The sequence below is a fragment of the Falsiroseomonas stagni DSM 19981 genome (assembly GCF_900114315.1).
Taxonomy (GTDB): Bacteria; Pseudomonadota; Alphaproteobacteria; order Acetobacterales; family Acetobacteraceae; genus Falsiroseomonas; species Falsiroseomonas stagni.
This window is the reverse complement of the sequence record NZ_FOSQ01000017.1, coordinates 16,546-34,665: the sequence shown is the minus strand read 5'-3', so window position 1 is coordinate 34,665 and position 18,120 is coordinate 16,546. Positions and strand designations below refer to the sequence as shown.

The following is an 18,120-nucleotide window of genomic DNA, read 5'->3' as shown; positions in this document are numbered from 1 at the left end:
CCCCACCTGCCCCACGCTGCCCCCAGCGTCAGGGCAGCACCTTCCCCGGATTCATCAAGCCGGCCGGGTCCAGCGCCGCCTTGATGCGCTTCATCGCATCCAGCTCCGCCCCCCCGCGCCATTCCTCCATCATGTCCGTCTTCAGCCGGCCGATGCCGTGTTCCGCGCTGAAGCTGCCATCGAGGTCGCGGACGATGGCGTTGACGCAATCCATGATGTCGTGGCTGCGGGCCAGGAAGACCGCCGGGTCCATCCCCGGGGGCTGTTCCAGGTTCATGTGGATGTTGCCGTCCCCGATATGGCCGAAGGGCACCGGGCGGCTGCCGGGGATCAATTCCACCAGGGCGGCGGAGCAGCGGCGGATCATCTCCGGCACCTTGGACACGGGCACGGAGACGTCGTTCTTGACCGACGCGCCCTCCCGCTTCTGGGCCTCGGGATGCTCCTCCCGGATGCGCCAGAGCTTCTGGGCCTGGGCCTCGCTTTCGGCGAGCACCGCGTCCAGCACGATGCCCTCCTCCATCGCCTCGGCCAGCACCGCCTCCGCCATGTCGCGCAGCCCCGCATCGGGGCGGGGGGAGGCGAGGTCCACCAGGACGTAGTGGGCGGCGCGGTCGGACAGGGGCTGGGCGATGCCCTCGATGTGCTTCACGCAGAAATCGACACCGGAGCCGGACATGTATTCGAAGGCGCGCACCGCGCTGTCGTCCCGGTCCCGGAAGCGGCGGAACAGGCCGAGCGCCGCTTCCTCATCCGCCACCGCGCACAAGGCAAGGGCGGTGTCGCGCGGGCGGGGGAACATGCGCAGCACGGCGGCGGTGACGATGCCGAGCGTCCCCTCCGCCCCCACGAACAGATGCCGCAGCGCGTAGCCGGTATTGTCCTTCCGCAGGCGGCGCAGCCCGTTCCAGATCTGGCCGTCGGGCAGCACCACCTCCAGCCCCAGCATCAATTCGCGGGCATTGCCGTAGCGGACCGTGGTGTTGCCGCCGGCATTGGTGGAGAGCACGCCGCCGATCGTGGCCGTGCCTTCCGCGCCCAGGCTGAGTGGGAAGAGGCAGCCTGCCTCCTGCGCGGCATTCTGCGCGGTCTTCAGCACCACGCCGGCTTCCGCCGTCATGGTCATGTCCACGGGATCGCAATCCCGGATGCGGTTGAGGCGGGCGAGCGACAGCACCAGATGGCGGCCGCTTTCATCCGGCACCGCGCCGCCGACCATGGAGGTGTTGCCCCCCTGGACGGTGATGGGCGTGCCGGTTTCCTGCGCCAGGCGCACCACCGCCGCGACCTCCGCCGTATCGGCGGGGCGCGCCACGGCCAGCGCCCGGCCCTGGTACAGGGCGCGCCAGTCCGACAGATGCGGGGCGATGTCGGCCGGGTCGGTCAGCAGGCCGCGCGGACCGAGGAGGGCATGCAACCGGTCCAGCAGGCCGGCCGGGGTGGGGGCGTCGGGCATTTTCCCGGTATAGCGCTGCGCCGCGGGGCTGTCGCCGTGGGGACGGCTACAGAAGCAGCGCGCCCGCCACGGCGCCGACCGCCAGCACCCAGAGCGGGCTGCGATCGGTCAGCCAGACGAAGAGGGTGGAGAAGACCGTCAGCCCCAAGGTCAGCAGGCTGATCGCCGTGCCCGGGCCCGCGGGCCGCGCCGCGCCCTGCGCGAGGATGATACCGGAGGAGAAGATCAGGCCGACCGCGATGGGGACCAGCCCCTTCTCGATGATGCGGAGCCAGCGCGCGCCGGCGAGCTTCCCGCGCAGCTTGGAGAAGCCGAAGGCGAAGAAGCCCGAAGGGCCGGTCACGGCCAGGGTCGCCACCAGCATCCCCGGCAGCCCGGCCACCTGCCAGCCGATCAGCCCCACCACCAGCACATTCGGCCCCGGCGCCGCCTGGGCGAGGGCGAAGAGCTGGGCGAAGCGCGCGTCGCTCATCCACCCATGCACATCCACCACCAGGCGGTTCATCTCCGGCACCACGGCGATGCCGCCGCCCACCGCGATCATGGAGATCGCGGCGAAGCCGATGGCGAGCTGGAGGAGGACGTCGCCATCGTCGCTCATGCGCGCGCCCTGAGCGTCCACCAGGCGGCGGCGATGCCGAAGGGGGCGAGGCCGAGGACGATATAGGGCAGCGGCAGCCGCAGGACCGCGCCCCCTGCCAGGGCGGCAAGGCCGACCGCGATGATGGGCAGGGCGGGCTTGAGCTTCGTCGCCATCTTGAGCGCGGTGCCGAGGATCATGCCCGCCGCCGTCGCCGCCGTGCCGGCCAGCACCGCCTTCACCAGCGGCACCTCCCCGTAGCGGTCATGCAGCGCGGCGAGGCCCATGAGGACGAGGATAGGGCCGCCGAACAGGCCGAGCGTGGTGGCGAAGGCGCCGGCGCCGCCGCGGAAACGGTCGCCGAGCTGGATGGCGACATTCAGCGCATTGGGGCCGGGCAGGACCTGGCCGAGGCCCAGCACCTCCGCATATTCCTGCTCCGTCAGCCAGCGCTTCTCCTCCACCAGCACGCGGCGCGCCCAGGCATTGACGCCGCCGAAGCCGACCAGGCCGATCTTGAGATAGGTGAGGAAGAGCTGCGCGACGGTGGGGCGCAGGGTCTGGGGGCGGTGATCCGGCATGACGCCCAGGGGAGCGCGCGGGGGGCGCGGGATCAACCCCCCCGCATGCCCTTCGCCAGCAGGTCGATCAGGGCGCGCGCCGCCGGCCCCGGCTCCACGCCGCGCTTCAGCAGCAGCCCCGTGGCGCGGTCCACCGTCGGGTCGGTCAGCGTGCGGGCGACCAGCACGGGGTGGGGGTCCCGTGGCAGGGCGAGGCGCGGGACGACGGCGAGGCCGAGGCCGGCCTCCACCAGGCCGAGGCTGGTGGAGAGGTGCTCGGCCTCATAATGCCAGTGGGGGCTGATACCGCGCGGCAGCAGGGCGCGGTCCAGGATCAGCCGGTTGCCGGAACGGCGGGAGACGCCGACCAGGCGCTCCCCCTCCAGGTCGGCCCAGCGGACGGCGCGGCGGCGGGCCAGGCGATGGTCCCGGCGGCAGGCCAGGACGAAGGGGTCGCGCCGCATCGGGCGGAACTCGACCTCGGGATGGGCCGCACCCTCCATGCCGACGCCGAATTCCGCCGCGCCGGTCGCGACCGCATCGGTCACGCCTTCCGCCGAGAGGTCCATGGCGCGGACGCGGACGGCGGGGAAGCGGCGGGCGAAGGCGGCGAGCGTCGCGGGCAGGAAGTAGTAGGCGGCGGTCGGGATGCAGGCGAGGACGACGAGCCCCCGCCGCTGGGCAGCGGTTTCCCGGATGCCGAGGAGGCTTTCCTCCAACTCGTCGAGCAGGCGGCGGGCGCGGGGCAGGAATTCCCGCCCGGTCTGGGTGAGGGAGACGCGGCGGGTGGAGCGGGTGAGGAGGGCGACGCCCAGCTCCTCCTCCAGCGCCGTCAACCGTCTGGAAATCGCGGGCAGGGAAAGATGCAGCGTCTCCGCCGCGGGGGTCAGGCCGCCGGCCTCCGCGACGGCGACGAAGGTGCGGAGCTGGTCGAGGGCGATGGCCATGGTGGGGGCAGCCTGTGCCGTTGTTGCGCCACGCGCAAGAGTACTGCCGATCTTTGCACTACTCCGCGGTGATCGGCGCCTGTATCACGCGCGGCGGAAACGGCCGGAACATCCATGCAGACCCGCATCCCCTGCGTCCTGATGCGCGGCGGCACCAGCCGCGGCCCCTACTTCCTGGCGGATGACCTGCCGGCGGATGCCGCCACGCGCGATGCGGTGCTGCTGGCCGCCATGGGGTCGCCGCACCCGATGCAGGTGGACGGCATCGGCGGCGCGCAGACGCTGACGAGCAAGGTCGCGATCATCGCCCGTTCCACCCTGCCGGGCATCGATGTGGACTACCTCTTCGCGCAGGTCGATGTCGGCCGGGCGCTGGTGGATACGAAGCCCAATTGCGGGAACATGCTGGCCGGCGTCGGGCCCTTCGCGATCGAGGCCGGGCTGGTGCGCGCGACGGGCGAGGAGACGGTGGTGCGCATCCGCAACGTCAATACCGGCGCGCTGGTGGATGCCGCGGTGAAGACGCCGGGCGGGCGCGTGACCTATGCGGGCGATGCCGCGATCCCCGGCGTGGCCGGCACGGCGGCGCCGATCGTGCTGCGCTTCCGCGACGTGGCGGGCAGCAAGACCGGCACGATGTTCCCGACGGGGGCTCGCACCGATGTGATCGAGGGCGTTCCCGTCACGCTGATCGATGGCGCCATGCCCATGATGCTGGTGGCGGCGGCGTCGCTGGGCGTGTCCGCCGATGACCGGCCGGAGGCGCTGGAGGATGACGCGGTGCTGCGCGGGCGCCTCGAAGCGCTGCGGCTGGAAGCGGGGCGGCGCATGGGGCTTGGCGACGTCGCCGACAGCGTGGTGCCGAAGCCGGCGCTGGTCGGGCCTTCATCGGCGGGCGCGGACCTCGCCGCGCGCTACTTCACGCCGCATGCCTGCCACCGCGCCATGGCGGTGACGGGCGGCATCACCCTGGCCGCCGCGGCGCGGCTGGCGGGCACGGTCGCGACGGTGCCGGGTGCCGGCGACGTGGTGCGGATCGCGCATCCCTCCGGCATCATGGAAGTGCCGATCGGGATGGAGGGCGACGCCGTCGCCTGGGCCGGCACGCTGCGCACGGCGCGGCGCATCTTCGAGGGCACGCTGCTGATCCCGTCCGCGGTCTGGCCGGGCCATGCCCGCCTGGCGGCTGCGGCCGATTGACGATTTCGACGCCTCACACACAAGAAAAAGGAAACCTGTCACCATGATCGATCGCCGCACGCTGCTGGGCACCGCGATGGCCGCCCCCTTCGCGGGGCCTGCGCTGGCGCAGGAAGGGCCCTTCCCCAGCCGCCCGATCCGCATCCTGCTGGCCTTCGCGCCCGGCGGCGGCACGGACCTCATCGCCCGCACCGTCGCCAATGCGATGAGCCCCTCGCTCGGCCAGCCCGTGGTGGTGGAGAACCGGCCCGGCGCGGGCGGCAACATCGCGACCGAGGCGGCGGCGAGCGCGCGGCCCGACGGCTACACGATGCTGATGGGCAATCACGGGCCGATGAGCGTCAATGTCTCGCTCTTCCGCAACATGCGCGTGAACCCGGAGACGGCGCTGGAGCCGATCGGGCTGGTGGCGGATGCGCCGCTGATCGTGGTGGTGGGGCCGAAGTCGCGCGCGACGAACCTGCCGGAACTGCTGGCGGAAATCCGCGCGGCGCGCGGCAACATCACCTATGGCAGCGCCTCCAACGGGTCGGCCAGCCACCTGGCGGCGGCGCTGATGCTGCAGATGGCGGGGCTGGAGGCGGAGCACGTGCCCTTCCGCGGCGCCGCGCCGGCGCTGACCGACGTGGTCGCCGGCCACCTGCACTTCATGATCACGACGCTGCCTTCCGTCGTCGGCCTGCTGACCAGCAATTCGCTGCGGCCGCTGGCGGTGACGGGCGATGCGCGCATGACGATCCTGCCCGCCATCCCGACGGTGGCGGAGACGATCCCGGGCTACAAGGCGACGGCCTGGTACGGGCTGCTGGTGCCGCGGGGGACGCCGGAGCCGGTCCGGGCGCGACTCTTCGCCGCGATGCGCGACGCGCTGGGCAATCCGGAGGTGATCCGCCGCCTGCGGGAGGAAGGGGCCGAGCCCAGCACGCTGGACGGCCGCGGCTTCGCCGAGCTGATCCGCTGGGAAAGGGAACGCTGGGCAACCGTCGTCCGGCAGGCCAACATCACGGTGGACTGAGGCACCCCGCCGGGGTGTGATTGTCGCGACCCGGCCATCAAGGCCGGGCGCGGTGCGACCCCGACGCACGGCGGGGCGCAGGGGAAGGAACGCCGATGAAGAACGCCCTCGTGGTGGCGGCGCTTGTCGCCACCGCACTGCCCGCCATGGCGCAGCCGCGCCCGCCGGCGGAGGCCTGCGCGGCGCTGACGGGGCTGCGCATCGCGGCCTCCGCCATCACGCTCCCGACCTCCGGCGCCAGCGTCACCGCCGCGCGGCTGGTGGCGGCGGGGGAGGCCGGCAACCAGAACGGCGAATACTGCCGCGTGATGGGCGCCATCGCGCCGGTCGACCCCCAGGCGCCAGAGATCCGCTTCCAGGCCAACCTGCCGACGCATTGGAACCGCAAGGCGCTGCAATTCGGCGGCGGCGGCTACAATGGCCGCATCCCCGTCACCACGGGGCCGGAAGTGCATGGGCTGGACAGCGCGGCGACGCCGCTGGCGCGGGGGTTCCTGACCTTCGCGGGCGATAGCGGCCACCAGGCGGAAAGCGCGGACGATGCCTCCTTCGCGCTGAATGCGGAGGCGCTGCACAATTTCGGCTACGCCCATATCCGCAAGACGCTGGATGCGGTGCGGGAAGTGGCCAGCGCCCGATACGGGCAGGCGCCGGCGCGGGTCTATTTCAACGGGGGATCGACCGGCGGGCGGGAAGGGCTGACGGCGGCGATGCGCTGGCCGGAAGCCTATGACGGCATCATCTCCTGGTACCCCGTCAGCAGCTATATGGGGCTGCGGCTCTGGGGCGCGATGCTGGCGCGCGCGGTCTATGACGACGACGCTGCGGGGTGGATTCCGCCGGCGATGGTGACGCGGATCGCGCAGGAATCGCTTTCGCGCTGCGACGGGCTGGATGGCGTGGCGGATGGGCTGGTCAGCAATCCCGCCGCCTGCCGCGCCGGTTCCGCCGCGGCGCTGGAGGCGCTGCGCTGCAAGGGGGGCGAGGCGGGGCATCCCGCGCATTGCCTGACAGGGCCGCAGATCGACCGCACCATGCGCGTCTACCACCAGGGCTACACGCTGCCCTATGCCTTCGTGAACGGGTTGAACGACTACCTCGGCTACAACAGCCTGGAGGGGATCGCGATGCAGCTCGGCAGCCAGGCCGCGCTGACATCGCCGCCGCGATCGGGGCCCAACGCGCATCACGTGGACCGCGCCTACCAGTTCTTCCGCTACTTCGTGAATGGCGGACGGGACCTCGACATGCGGACGCTCGACGTGACGGCGCCCGGGCCGCAGCGCGACCGGATCCTCGAGATCTCGGCGCTGTTCGATGCGTCGAAAGCCGATCTCTCCGCCTTCGCGCAACGTGGCGGCAAGCTGATCCTGCTGCAGGGGAATGACGATCCCTCCGTCAGCCCCTGGGAGAATGCGCGCTTCCACCGGCGGATTACGGAGGCAATGGGCGCGGAGCGCGCCGATGCCTTCGCCCGCTTCTTCCTGCTGCCGGGGCTTGCCCATGGCGGCGGGCGCTTCGCGCCGCAATGGGGCAGCCTGGCCGCGCTGGACAATTGGGTGGAGAACGGCGTGCCGCCGCAGGGACAGGTGGTGGTGGATGGCACCGCGACGCCGACACGGGGGCGGAGCCTGCCGCTCTGCGCCGCGCCGACCTTCCCGCGCTATCGCGGGGAGGGTGATGTGAACCGGGCCGCCAGCTTCGTCTGCGCGGCCGAGTGAGGGGGAAGCGTTTCATGAAGAAGATCGTGATGGCGGCGGCGATGGCCGTCGGGATGGCGGGGGCCGCGGCGGCCCAGGGGACGCAGCAGCCGCCCGTGTCGTTGCAGAGCTGGGGCAGCTTCCATGTCGGCGGGCGGGAGGTCGTGATCTCCGGCCAGCCGGTGCGGGAGGTGCTGTTCAGCCCGGGCGGCGTGCCCGCGCGCGTCGATCCCAACGGCACCTACCTGATGGGGTCGATGTATGCGCAGTACATGATCCCCGCGAACCCGCGCGGCCGGGCGCCGATCCTGATGTGGCATGGCGGCGGGCTGACCGGCGTGACCTATGAGACGACGCCGGACGGGCGGGAGGGCTGGCAGCACTTCTTCCTGCGCCGCGGCTGGCCCGTCTATGTCAGCGATGCGGTGGAGCGCGGGCGGTCCGGCTGGACGATGATCCCGGAGCAGACTGGCGGGTCCCACCTGCTGCTGACGGTGGACAATCCCTTCGAGCGTTTCCGCATCGGCAACGGCCCCGGCAGCTTCGCGCGGGGCGAGGTGCTGCCGGGCAACCAGTTCCCGGCCGACCGCGAGAGCTACATGAACTTCATGCGGCAGATCGTGCCGCGCTTCACCACGACGGATGAATTGTCGCTGGAAGCCTACCTGGCGCTGCTGGACCGCGTCGGGCCTTCCGTGGTGGTGGCGCATAGCCAGGCCGGGCTGTTCGGCTGGCGCGCGGCGCAGGAAAGGCCGGACAAGGTCCGCGCGCTGGTGCTGGTGGAACCCGCGACGGTGGGCGACCCCGCCAAGGTGGCGGCGCTGCGCGACATCCCCGTGCTGATGGTGTTCGGCGACTACATCGCGCAGGACAGCCGCTGGCCCGCGATCCGCGCCAACGGCATCCGCTTCGCGGAGGCGGTGCGCGCCGCGGGCGGCAGCGTGGATGTGGTGGACCTGCCGGAGCGTGGCATCCGCGGCAACAGCCACATGGTGATGATGGACCGCAACGGCGACCAGGCCGCGGGCGTGATCCAGGACTGGCTGGCGTCGAAGGGCCTGTACCAGTAGGCGTGGCGTCGGCGCGGCGCCCCTTGGGTGCCGCGCCGACGGTTCAGTGGAGCAGGCGGAAGCCGTTGGGCAGGGAGGCCGGCGTCGCCTCCCCCATCATCCGCGCCCGGACCAGGGTGAGGGCCGCGACCAGCGCATCCGGCGTATAGGGCTTGGACAGGCAGGCGACGCCCATGGCGCCCTGCAGCACGGGATGGTCAGGATTGCCGGTGGAATAGAGCGCGCCGAACGCGTTGCCCGGGCACAGCGCGGCCGCCACCTCCGTCCCGAATCGCCCATCCGACAGGCGCAAATCGATGATGCCGAGGTCGGGCTGGCAGGCGCGCCCCAGGGCGATGGCCGATTCCACATCCGGCGCGATCCCGCAGACCTCGTATCCCGCGTCGTTGAGCACATCTTCCAAATAATCGGCGATCATCGCGTCATTTTCGACTATCATGATCTTCAGCATCGCCCGGGAATCCTTCTGGCGAGACAAGATCATCAACTGATCGGTACTGGGCGAACGACTGGTACGGCCGCGGCTTGAGGGCGAGTGTATACTTCTCCGCCGGAATTGATTCAACCGCGAATTGCATGATGGAAACCATTGCCATGACAGCGCCTGTAACGCAGCGGCATGTCGACCGGCTGCTGCGACAGCAGGCGTCGCTGGCGCAGTTCGGCAGCTATGCCTTCAGCGAACCGCAGCTCAGCAGGATCCTGACCGAGGCGGCGCGGGTCTGCGCCGAGGGCCTCGGCGTGCCCTTCTGCAAGATCTGCCGCTATCGCGCGGCGGAGGACGACCTGCTGATCGAGGCGGGGTGGGGGTGGCATGAGGGGGTGGTGGGGCGCGTCGTCTCCGCCGCCAATGAGACATCGCCCCAGGGGCGCGCCTATGTCACGGGCCAGCCCGTCATCCTCGGCAATCTGCGGGAGGCGAATGACGTGGTGCTGCCGGCCTTCTATGGGCAGCACGGCATCATCTCCACCATCGATGTCATCATCAAGAGCAAGGAGGGTGATGCCTATGGGGTGCTGGAGATCGACAGCCCCGTGCAGCACACCTACGATCGCCACGACATCGATTTCCTGACCGGCTTCGCCAATGTGCTGGCGGAGGCGGTGGCGACGGCCAATCGCAACGACATGCTGCGCCGCACCGTGCGCCTGATGGAGGCGCTGGTGGAGGAGAAGGACAAGCTCCTCGCCGAACGGGCGATGATGGCGGAGGAGCTGAAGCACCGCGTGCGCAACAACCTCCAGCTCATCCAGGCCATGCTGTTCACCCACATGAAGATCGGGGGCGGGGAGCAGGAGCAGGCCTCGGTGCGCGCCATCAGCCGGCGCGTGATGACGCTGTCGGAAGTCTATGAGCAGTTGCTGGGCACCGGGCTGGATCGCACCATCGACCTCGGCGAATACATGCGCTCCCTCTGCGGCCGGCTGCCGGGGTTGCAGGGCAATGGCGGGGGCGGCATCGCGCTGGCCTGCCGGGCGGAGCCGCTGCTGGTGGATCTGGACACGGTGACGGCGTTGGGCATGGCGGTGGCGGAGATCGTCTCCAACAGCTTCGAGCATGCCTTCCCCGACGGCATCGGCACCGTCTCCGTCGTGCTGGTGCGATCGGCGGATGGGCGGGACGGCGTGCTGACGGTGGCGGATGACGGCGTGGGCTTCGTGGAGAAGACCGGCAGCAAGCGCCATGGCGTGGGGCTGGTCCGGCGCCTGGTGCAGCAGGTGATGGGCGAGGTGACGCGGGGCGAGGGGCCTGGCACTTCCTGGTCCCTCAGCTTTCCGCTGCATGCGCCACCGCGGGAGCCGACGCCCGCGGTGGCGCCGTAGGGCGCGGCTACTCCGCCGGCGCCGGCTTGCGGTCGAGCTTCGCGCGCAGCAGGGCCTCGATCTCCGCCTGGCGACTGACGGCGTAGAGGAAGCCGGCGACCAGCGCATAGGCGACCGCAACGCCGGGCGTGACGGCGATGCCGACGGCCGGGCCGTGCATGAAGCCGAAGAAGGTCAGCACCGCGCCGGCGCCGGCGAAGTAGCTCGCCTTCAGCCATTCCTTGTCGATGATGAAGGCGGCGATGGCGGCGAGGATGAGGCCCGACAGGATCGAACCCTCGCCCAGCACTTCCAGGCCGGGATAGAGCACGCCGACCTGGCCGAGCTTGTCCATGCCGACGGTCGCCGCATTGGTGCCCGCCGCGCCGAGCGCGCCATCGATCAGCGTCTTCGCCCAGGCGGCGAGGTGCGGCACCAGGCCGAGCACCACGGCGGGGGCGTGGGATTTCGGCGTTTCCTGGAAGGCCTGCGCGCCGATCAGCATGCCGATGTAGAGCAGGATGGGCGCGATCGCGACGACGGGGATGAGGTCCAGCAGCAGGGAGATGATGCCGAGCCACGTCACCGCCAGCACCGCGACACCCGTGGCGGCGGAATAGCCGATGCGCCCGCCCATCGATTTCCAGCCGGGGTGGCCGATATAGACGGCGTTGACGAAGGGGTTGCCCATCAGCGAGCCGACGAGGGAGACCACGCCATCGGCGGTCAGCACGCGCGTGGTCGGGAAATGGTCGCCCGCCGCCTCCGCGCTTTCGACATTGTCCATCGCCTCCACCAGGTCATAGATCCCGAAGGGAATGGCGGTGACGAGGATGATGCCGATGAACTCGAACCCGCCGAAGACGTGGTCGATGGCGGGGATCGGCACGGAGAAGCCGATATTGGTGAGCCCGCCCAGCAGCTTGTCGAGGCTGCGTCCGCCGAAGCCGAGGCCGAGGGCCGCCGCGCCCCAGGCGATGAGCATGCCGAAGGCGATGGCGACGAGCCCCGCCGGGATGCCGCGGGGATAGCGCAGCGCGCCGAACCAGGCGGCGAGGACGATGGCGAAGCAGACGATGCCGATCACCGGCGTCATGAACATCTCCAGCGCCGGGCGCATGGAGATGAAGGTGATGGAGACGCCGGCCAGCGTGCCGAGCAGCGCGGCCCGCGGCGTGACCTTCCTGACCCAGGGCGCGAGGAAGGCGCCGGCCATCAGGATGAAGCTTTGCACGAAGACCCAGGTGAGGCCCGCTTCCCAGCCCTTGATCGGGTCGTTCGTGCGCGCCGAGATCGGCAGCATGATGACGAAGACAACGACGAACATGTGGGGGACGGAGATGCCCGAGGGCAGCGCGCAGACATCGGACCGCCCGGTCTGCAACGCCAGGCGATAGGCGAGCCAGGCATAGTAGATGGTGGACATCGCCATCATCAGCCCCGCCGCCGGCAGGATGCGGCCGAAGACGATGTCGTCGGGCATCTGCAGCACGAAGCGCAGCAGCCCCGTCAGCACCAGCAGGTTCACCAGGATGTTGGTGCCGAAGCCGAACAGCGCGTTCCAGTCGCCGGGCGACCAGAGCAGCGGCCTTGCCGTAGTCGTGCTCATGCGGCTTTTCCTTCGCGATGCGGGTGGAGCGCGGCGGCGACGCGCGTGCTGTCGGCGACCCAGCCGAAAATTCCTCCCCCTGGGCCCCCTTGCGCGCTGATCATGCGCAGCGCCGTGGCGTGGAATTCCGGAAAATAGGAGGCGCAGGCATCGGCGATGACGAGGCAGCGGAAGCCCCGGTCATTCGCCTCCCGCACCGTGGTGTGGACGCAGACTTCCGTGGTGACGCCGGCGACGAACAGCGCCTCGATCCCCGCGTTGCGGAGCATGGGTTCGAGGTCTGTCGCGTAGAAGGCGCCCTTGCCGGGCTTGTCGATGACGGGTTCGCCGGCGATGGGGGCGAGGGCATCGATGATGCCGTGGCCGGGTTCGCCCCGGATGAGGATGCGGCCCATCGGGCCGGGATCGCCGATCCGCTGGCCGGGCGGGCCGCGCTGCACCTTGGCGGGCGGGGCGTCCGACAGGTCGGCGCGGTGGCCTTCCCGCGTGTGGATCACCAGCATGTCAGCGGCGCGGGCGGCGGCGAGCACGGCCTGGCAGGGGGCGATGGCGGAGGCGAGGAGGGAGACGTCGTTGCCGAGGCTTTCGCCGAAGCCACCAGCTTCGAGGAAATCGCGCTGCATGTCGATGACGACCAGCGCGCTGCGCGCGGGGGCGAAGGCGAAGGGGCTGGGTTCTGCCGGGATGACGGGGGTCATGGCGTGTCCCTCTCGGCGCCGGGAAGCGGCGCCGAGGGACTTCAAGCAAAACGGAGGCCAGCCCGATTCGCAGGCGAATCGTCAGGTGGCGCCGGGGCGATGCCCGAATGGCAAGCGTGCTGCGCGCAAAATGGGCGCGGTGGTCCGGGCTACTCCCGCGGCGCGGCGGCGCGGGCCAGGCGGTCGCCGATCGCCTCGCCCAGCCCCGTGGCGGGGATGGGCATGGCGGCGATGGCGGTGAGGCCGAGGCGCGCCCCTTCCGCATCCAGCCAGCGCAGCCCGGCGAAAAGCCGCGCGGCGGCCTCCGCCATGTCCCCGGAGGGGGAGAGGTTCCACACCGCGCCCGCGCCGGGCAGGGGCGCGGGGCCGAAGGCGAGCAGCGCCTCCTCCCCGCCGACCGTCGTGGCATCGAGCCGCACGGGAAGGCGCGGCGCGTAGTGGGACAGCATCAGGCCGGGGCTGCGCAGCGTCCGGGTGGCGGCGGCGGCCGAGGCGGGGATGGGGCGGCCGATGGGGCCGATCAGCGTCTCGATCGCTGCCGCCGTGACGCCGCCGGGGCGCAGCAGCACGGCGCCGGTGGGGGAGGAAAGGTCGAGCACCGTGCTCTCCACGCCGACATCGCAGGCGCCGCCTTCCAGCACCGCGGCGATGCGGCCGGACAGGCCGGCCAGCACATGGGCGGCGGTGGTCGGGCTGACCTCCCCGGACCGGTTGGCGGAGGGGGCGGCGATGGGGATGCCGGCCCGGCGCAGCAGGTCGCGCGCCTGGGGGTGGGAGGGCACGCGGATGGCCAGGGTGTCGAGCCCCGCGCCGGCCAGCAGGTCGATCCGCGATTCCGGGCGGCGGGGCAGCACCAGGGTCAGCGGCCCGGGCCAGAAATGGCGGGCCAGCAGTGCCGCGCGGGGGTCCGCGACAACCTCCGCGAAGGCGGCCTCGGCGCTGTCGAAATGGGAGATCAGCGGGTTGAAGTGGGGGCGGCCCTTGGCCTCGAAGATCGCGGCCACGGCGCGGGCGTTCCGGGCATCGGCGCCCAGGCCGTAGACGGTCTCGGTCGCGAAGGCGACCAGCGCACCGTCCCGCAGCAGGCCGGCGGCTTCGGCGACATCGGTGATCAGGCGCGTCATGCGCCGCGATCTATCACGCCCCGAGGCCCTCGGCGATGAAGGGCGGGTTGCGCCAGCCGGGCTTGCCGTAGCGCAGCGCCGCGCCGGACCAGTCCGCCATGCGGCCGCCGGCGGCGATCAGCACGGCTTCCGGCGCCGCCGTGTCCCATTCGCTGGTCGGGCCGCGGCGGGGGTAGTAGTCCGCCGCGCCTTCCGCCAGGCGGCAGAATTTCTCGGCCGATCCGATGCTGGTGACGGCGACGACACGGCGTTCCGCCAGGAAGGCCAGGATGCGCGGATCATGGTCGTGCCGCCGGCTGACCATGGCGGTGGCGCCGCTGGCGGGGATGCGGCGGGCGGCGATGGGCCGTTCGCCGGATGCGTCCCGCTTCCAGGCGCCGACACCCACGATGCCGGCGAAGACCTCCCCGCTCGCGGGCAGGGCGACGGCGCCGAGGAGGGGGCGGCCATCCTCCACCAGGCCGATATTCACGGCGAAGCTGTCATGGCCCTCCGCGAATTCGGCCGTGCCGTCGAGGGGATCGACCAGCCAGAAGCGGCGGGATGGCGCGTCGGCGTCGCCGGCGGCGACCGCTTCCTCCGCCACCACGGGGATGCCGGGGGTGGCGTCGCGCAGCCCCTCCACGATCAGGGCCTCCGCGATGCGGTCGGCGACGGTGACGGGGGAATGGTCGCGCTTGTGTTCCACGGCGAAGCCGGCGGCGCGGATGGCGTTGATCGCGGCGGAAGCGGCCACGGTCAGACGCACGGCCAAAGCGAGAAGATCCTCGTTCCGCATCGCGCGACGTGTAGCGCCGGCGGGGCGGCCGGGGAAGAAGCGGCGTGTTTCGCGCGTTTCTGGACGGTGCGGCCGGGCGGCGACATGCCCCGTTGTGACCGCGCCTGCCGGCGATGTTAGTCTCTGCGCAAACCAGACGGACGCCGCACCCCATGCCCGACATCGCCTTCGTCAAAGCCGCCCTTCCCAAGTCCGGCGCGCTGGTCGTGCCGCTGGCGGAGGGGGCGGCGCCTGCGGGTCTGTTCGCGCAGGCGGACAAGGAGGCGGGCGGGGCGCTGACGCGCGCGCTGGAGGCCGCGGGCTTCAAGGGCCGCAAGGGCCAGGCGACCACGCTCTGGGCGCTCGGGGGCTTCACCAAGGTGGTGGCGGTCGGCCTCGGCCGGGAGTCGGAACTGGACGGCGCGGCGGCGGAAGCCGCGGGCGGCGCGCTGATCCCGGCGCTGGCCCAGGACCGGGAGGCGACGGTGGTGGCCGATGCGCTGGCGGCCCCGCTGGCGGCGAGCCTCGGCCTGGGTGCCCTGCTGCGCGCCTGGCGCTTCGACCGCTACCGGACGCGGGAGAAGGAGGAGGACAAGCCGAAGCTGGAACGCCTGGCGATCGCGACGGCGGAGCCCAACGCCGCCAAGCAGGCCTTCGCGCCGATGCGCGCCGTGGCCGATGGCGTCTTCCTGACGCGGGAGCTGGTGAGCGAGCCGCCCAACATCCTGCACCCCATCGAATTCGCCGAACGCTGCAAGGGGCTGGAAAAGCTCGGCGTCGAGGTCGAGGTGATGGGGCTGAAGGATCTGCAGAAACTCGGCTTCGGGGCGATGATCGGGGTGGCGCAGGGCAGCCAGCACGAACCCCGCCTGGTGGTCATGCAGTGGAAGGGCGCGCCGAAGAACCGCAAGGGGACGAAGCCCATGGCCTTCATCGGCAAGGGCGTCACCTTCGACACCGGCGGCATCTCCATCAAGCCGGCCGGCGGGATGGAGGACATGAAGTGGGACATGGCGGGCGCGGGCACCGTCGTCGGCCTGATGGCGGCGCTGGCGGGACGGCGCGCCAAATGCGACGTGGTCGGGCTGGTCGGGCTGGTGGAGAACATGCCGTCGGGCACCGCGCAGCGGCCGGGCGACGTGGTGAAGACCTATAGCGGCCAGACGGTGGAGGTGATCAACACCGATGCCGAGGGGCGGCTCGTGCTGGCCGACGTCATCTGGTACGCGCAGGAACGCTTCCAGCCCCGCTGCATGATCGACCTCGCGACGCTGACGGGCGCCATCATCATCGCGCTCGGCCACGAACATGCCGGCCTGTTCAGCAACGACGACGACCTCGCCGCCCGCATCCTGGCCGCCGGCCAGGCGGTGGGGGAGAAGGCGTGGCGCATGCCGCTCGGCGATGCCTATGACAAGCAGATCCGGTCCGACATCGCGGATATGAAGAATGTCGGCGGGCGGCCGGGCGGGTCCATCACCGCGGCGCAGTTCATCCAGCGCTTCGTGAACACCAAGGACGGGCCGATGCCCTGGGCGCACCTCGACATCGCGGGCACGGCCTGGAGCAGCAAGGACCAGCCGACGGTGCCGAAGGGCGCGACGGCCTATGGGGTCCGGATGCTGGACCGCCTGGTGGCGGAGATGGGCGAGGGCTGAGGGCCGGCGATGCTGGTCGTCCGCTTCCGGAAGACCGCGCCGGCCGGGGCGCGCCGCGTCCTGCCGGCCCTGGCGGGCGCCGCGCTGCCGGAGGAACTGCGCGATGCGGCCTCTGCCGCGCTGTTCACGGCGGGCCACGGCGTGGTGCTGGACCTGGCGCCCGGGCCCCTGCTGGTCGGCATCGGCACGCCGGCGCGGCTGCTGGATTGGGAACAGGCCGGCGCGGCGGCCGCGCTGGCGCTGAAGGGCGTGCCCGCCGTGCTGCTGGATGCGCGCGGCCTGGGCGCGGCGGAGGCCGCGGCGATGGCCGCGGGCATGGCACTCGGCGCCTGGCGCTTCGACGCCTATCGCCGGATCCCGGCGGAGGAAGCCCCGCCCCGCGCGCTGACCGTGCTGGTGGATGATGCCCGCGCGGCGCGGGCGGCGTGGCGCGACGCCTCGGCCGCGACGCGGGCCTGCCTGGCGGCGCGGGACTGGGTCTCGGAGCCCGCCAATATCCTGACCACGCGGGATTTCGTGCGCCGGCTGCGGCTGCTGTCCCGGCAGGGGATCGAGGTGGAGGTCTGGGGCCGGAAGCGCCTGGCGCGGGAAGGCTATGGCGCGCTGCTGGCCGTGGGGCAGGGCAGTGCCTCCCCGCCCCGGCTGGTGACGCTGCGCTGGCGCGGCACGCTGGACGCGCCGCCGGTGGCCTTCGTGGGCAAGGGCATCGTCTTCGACACCGGCGGCATCTCCATCAAGGGGGCGGCGGGGATGGAGGCGATGCGCGCCGACATGGCGGGCGCCGCCGCCTGTGCCGGGGCGATGCTGGCGCTGGCGCGGCGCGGGTCGCCCTGCCCGGCCGTCGCGGTGCTGGCGATCGCGGAGAATGCGACGGGCGCGGCCTCCTACCGCCCCGGCGACGTGCTGCGCACGGCCTCGGGCCGCACGGTGGAGGTGGTGGACACGGATGCGGAAGGCCGGCTGGTGCTGGCGGATGCGCTGCACCACGCCGTCAGCCGCTTCGCGCCGCGGGCGGTGGTGGACCTGGCCACGCTGACGGGGGCGATCGTGACGGCGCTCGGCCATCATCGCGCGGGCCTGTTCGGCAATGATGGCGCGCTGGCGGCCGCGCTGGCGGCGGCGGGGGAGGCGGTGGGCGAACACCTCTGGCCCATGCCGATCGGGGATGCGCACCGGGAGGATTTGGCCTCCGACATCGCCGATATCCGGCAATGCCTGGTGGGGCGGCTGCTGCCCGATGCCTGCCACGCCGCGGCCTTCCTGCGCGACTTCGCGGGGGAGGGCCCCTGGGCGCATCTGGACATCGCGGGGGTGGATACGCAGGACGCCCCGCATGCGCTGGGGCCGGCCGGCGCCACCGGCTTCGGCGTGCGGCTGCTGGACCGCTGGGTGGCGATGCACCATGAGGAAGCGGACCACCACCCCGCGCCGGGGGCGCGCGGCTGATGGCGGAATACGGCTTCTATCACCTGACGCGCACGCCGCTGGAACAGGCGCTGCCGAAGCTGCTCGGCCGGGTGCTGGCGGGTGGCGGGCGGGCCATGGTGCGGCTGGCGTCGCAGGAACGGCTGGAGGCGCTGGATGCGTCGCTCTGGACCTGCCCGGATCCGGACTGGCTGCCGCATGGCACGCCGCGCAGCGGGCATGCCGACCTGCAGCCGATCTGGCTGACGACCGAGGATGGGGCGGCCCCGAATGGCGCGCGCTTCCTGTTCCTGCTGGAGGGCACGACCAGCGCGCGGCTCGATGCCTTCGACCGCGTGCTCGACCTATTCGATGGCGGGGACGACGTGGCGGTGGCCGCGGCCCGCGGTCGCTGGAAGGCGGCCAAGGCCGAAGGGCATGCGCTGGCCTATTGGCAGCAGGGGCCGCGGGGCTGGGAGAAGAAAGCCTGACGCGAAACGAGGCGTTACAATGCGCGCCGGGGTTGCGGAGGCTGCCGC

Annotated in this window: 17 protein-coding genes; 8 read left to right on the top strand and 9 right to left on the bottom strand. The window is 71.9% G+C overall.

The genetic code is table 11. From position 1 onward, the window contains the following. Positions 1–28: 28 nt before the first annotated feature. Genes BM041_RS26695 through BM041_RS26680 form a run of 4 tightly spaced genes read right to left on the bottom strand, consistent with a single transcriptional unit; the run spans position 29 to position 3,543 of the window. Entirely contained in the window at positions 29–1,456 is a 1,428-nt protein-coding gene (locus tag BM041_RS26695; RefSeq protein WP_092962974.1) for an FAD-binding oxidoreductase, read from the bottom strand. A gap of 46 nt (positions 1,457–1,502) precedes the next feature. Further along, positions 1,503–2,057 carry a chromate transporter gene (locus tag BM041_RS26690; protein ID WP_092962973.1) on the bottom strand — a complete coding sequence of 185 codons (555 nt, stop codon included), beginning with the start codon at positions 2,055–2,057 and terminating at the stop codon, positions 1,503–1,505. After that, positions 2,054–2,617, bottom strand: a complete 564-nt coding sequence (locus BM041_RS26685; protein WP_092962972.1) for a chromate transporter — start codon at positions 2,615–2,617, stop codon at positions 2,054–2,056. The genes BM041_RS26690 and BM041_RS26685 overlap by 4 nt, the downstream gene beginning before the upstream one ends. A 32-nt stretch (positions 2,618–2,649) precedes the next feature. Beyond that, on the bottom strand, positions 2,650–3,543 hold the full coding sequence (locus BM041_RS26680) for a LysR family transcriptional regulator (protein ID WP_092962971.1): 894 nt from the start codon (positions 3,541–3,543) through the stop codon (positions 2,650–2,652). 114 nt (positions 3,544–3,657) lie between these two features. On the opposite strand from BM041_RS26680, the gene BM041_RS26675 reads away from it, so the two are divergent. From BM041_RS26675 to BM041_RS26660, 4 genes are all read left to right on the top strand, one after another. Beyond that, on the top strand, positions 3,658–4,743 hold the full coding sequence (locus BM041_RS26675) for a 4-oxalomesaconate tautomerase (protein WP_092962970.1): 1,086 nt from the start codon (positions 3,658–3,660) through the stop codon (positions 4,741–4,743). 43 nt (positions 4,744–4,786) lie between these two features. After that, the gene (locus tag BM041_RS26670; RefSeq protein ID WP_092962969.1) at positions 4,787–5,758 is read left to right on the top strand and encodes a Bug family tripartite tricarboxylate transporter substrate binding protein; all 972 of its coding nucleotides are present in this window, start codon (positions 4,787–4,789) and stop codon (positions 5,756–5,758) included. Between the two features lie 95 nt (positions 5,759–5,853). Next, positions 5,854–7,479, top strand: a complete 1,626-nt coding sequence (locus BM041_RS26665) for a tannase/feruloyl esterase family alpha/beta hydrolase (protein ID WP_092962968.1) — start codon at positions 5,854–5,856, stop codon at positions 7,477–7,479. 14 nt (positions 7,480–7,493) lie between these two features. Next, on the top strand, positions 7,494–8,528 hold the full coding sequence (locus BM041_RS26660) for an alpha/beta hydrolase family protein (RefSeq protein ID WP_092962967.1): 1,035 nt from the start codon (positions 7,494–7,496) through the stop codon (positions 8,526–8,528). A gap of 43 nt (positions 8,529–8,571) precedes the next feature. On the opposite strand, the gene BM041_RS26655 is transcribed toward BM041_RS26660, so the two are convergent. Continuing rightward, the gene (locus tag BM041_RS26655; protein ID WP_175534191.1) at positions 8,572–8,979 is read right to left on the bottom strand and encodes a response regulator; all 408 of its coding nucleotides are present in this window, start codon (positions 8,977–8,979) and stop codon (positions 8,572–8,574) included. Between the two features lie 143 nt (positions 8,980–9,122). Between BM041_RS26655 and BM041_RS26650 the strand changes: the two genes are divergently transcribed. Then, positions 9,123–10,352, top strand: a complete 1,230-nt coding sequence (locus BM041_RS26650) for a histidine kinase dimerization/phosphoacceptor domain -containing protein (protein WP_092963011.1) — start codon at positions 9,123–9,125, stop codon at positions 10,350–10,352. Positions 10,353–10,359: 7 nt separating this feature from the next. Here the strand turns inward: BM041_RS26650 and BM041_RS26645 are convergent, their stop codons facing one another. The 4 genes from BM041_RS26645 to cysQ form a co-directional block, all read right to left on the bottom strand. Then, on the bottom strand, positions 10,360–11,940 hold the full coding sequence (locus tag BM041_RS26645; RefSeq protein ID WP_092962965.1) for a regulator: 1,581 nt from the start codon (positions 11,938–11,940) through the stop codon (positions 10,360–10,362). Further along, on the bottom strand, positions 11,937–12,638 hold the full coding sequence (locus BM041_RS26640; RefSeq protein WP_092962964.1) for a cysteine hydrolase family protein: 702 nt from the start codon (positions 12,636–12,638) through the stop codon (positions 11,937–11,939). The genes BM041_RS26645 and BM041_RS26640 overlap by 4 nt, the downstream gene beginning before the upstream one ends. Before the next feature lie 149 nt (positions 12,639–12,787). After that, the gene (locus tag BM041_RS26635) at positions 12,788–13,762 is read right to left on the bottom strand and encodes an L-threonylcarbamoyladenylate synthase (protein WP_092962963.1); all 975 of its coding nucleotides are present in this window, start codon (positions 13,760–13,762) and stop codon (positions 12,788–12,790) included. 13 nt (positions 13,763–13,775) lie between these two features. Then, entirely contained in the window at positions 13,776–14,540 is a 765-nt protein-coding gene (gene cysQ / locus BM041_RS26630) for a 3'(2'),5'-bisphosphate nucleotidase CysQ (RefSeq protein WP_092962962.1), read from the bottom strand. Positions 14,541–14,692: 152 nt separating this feature from the next. Here cysQ and BM041_RS26625 point away from each other — a divergent pair, with 152 nt between their 5' ends. From BM041_RS26625 to BM041_RS26615, 3 genes are read left to right on the top strand one after another with little or no spacing between them, the layout of a single operon-like run. Then, positions 14,693–16,177 carry a leucyl aminopeptidase gene (locus BM041_RS26625; RefSeq protein ID WP_092962961.1) on the top strand — a complete coding sequence of 495 codons (1,485 nt, stop codon included), beginning with the start codon at positions 14,693–14,695 and terminating at the stop codon, positions 16,175–16,177. 9 nt (positions 16,178–16,186) lie between these two features. Further along, positions 16,187–17,623, top strand: coding sequence for a leucyl aminopeptidase family protein (locus BM041_RS26620; protein WP_092962960.1), 1,437 nt, complete (start codon positions 16,187–16,189; stop codon positions 17,621–17,623). Then, a complete protein-coding gene (locus tag BM041_RS26615) occupies positions 17,623–18,072 on the top strand; it encodes a DNA polymerase III subunit chi (RefSeq protein ID WP_092962959.1) in 450 nt (149 codons plus the stop codon). The genes BM041_RS26620 and BM041_RS26615 overlap by 1 nt, the downstream gene beginning before the upstream one ends. The last annotated feature ends 48 nt before the right edge of the window (positions 18,073–18,120 follow it).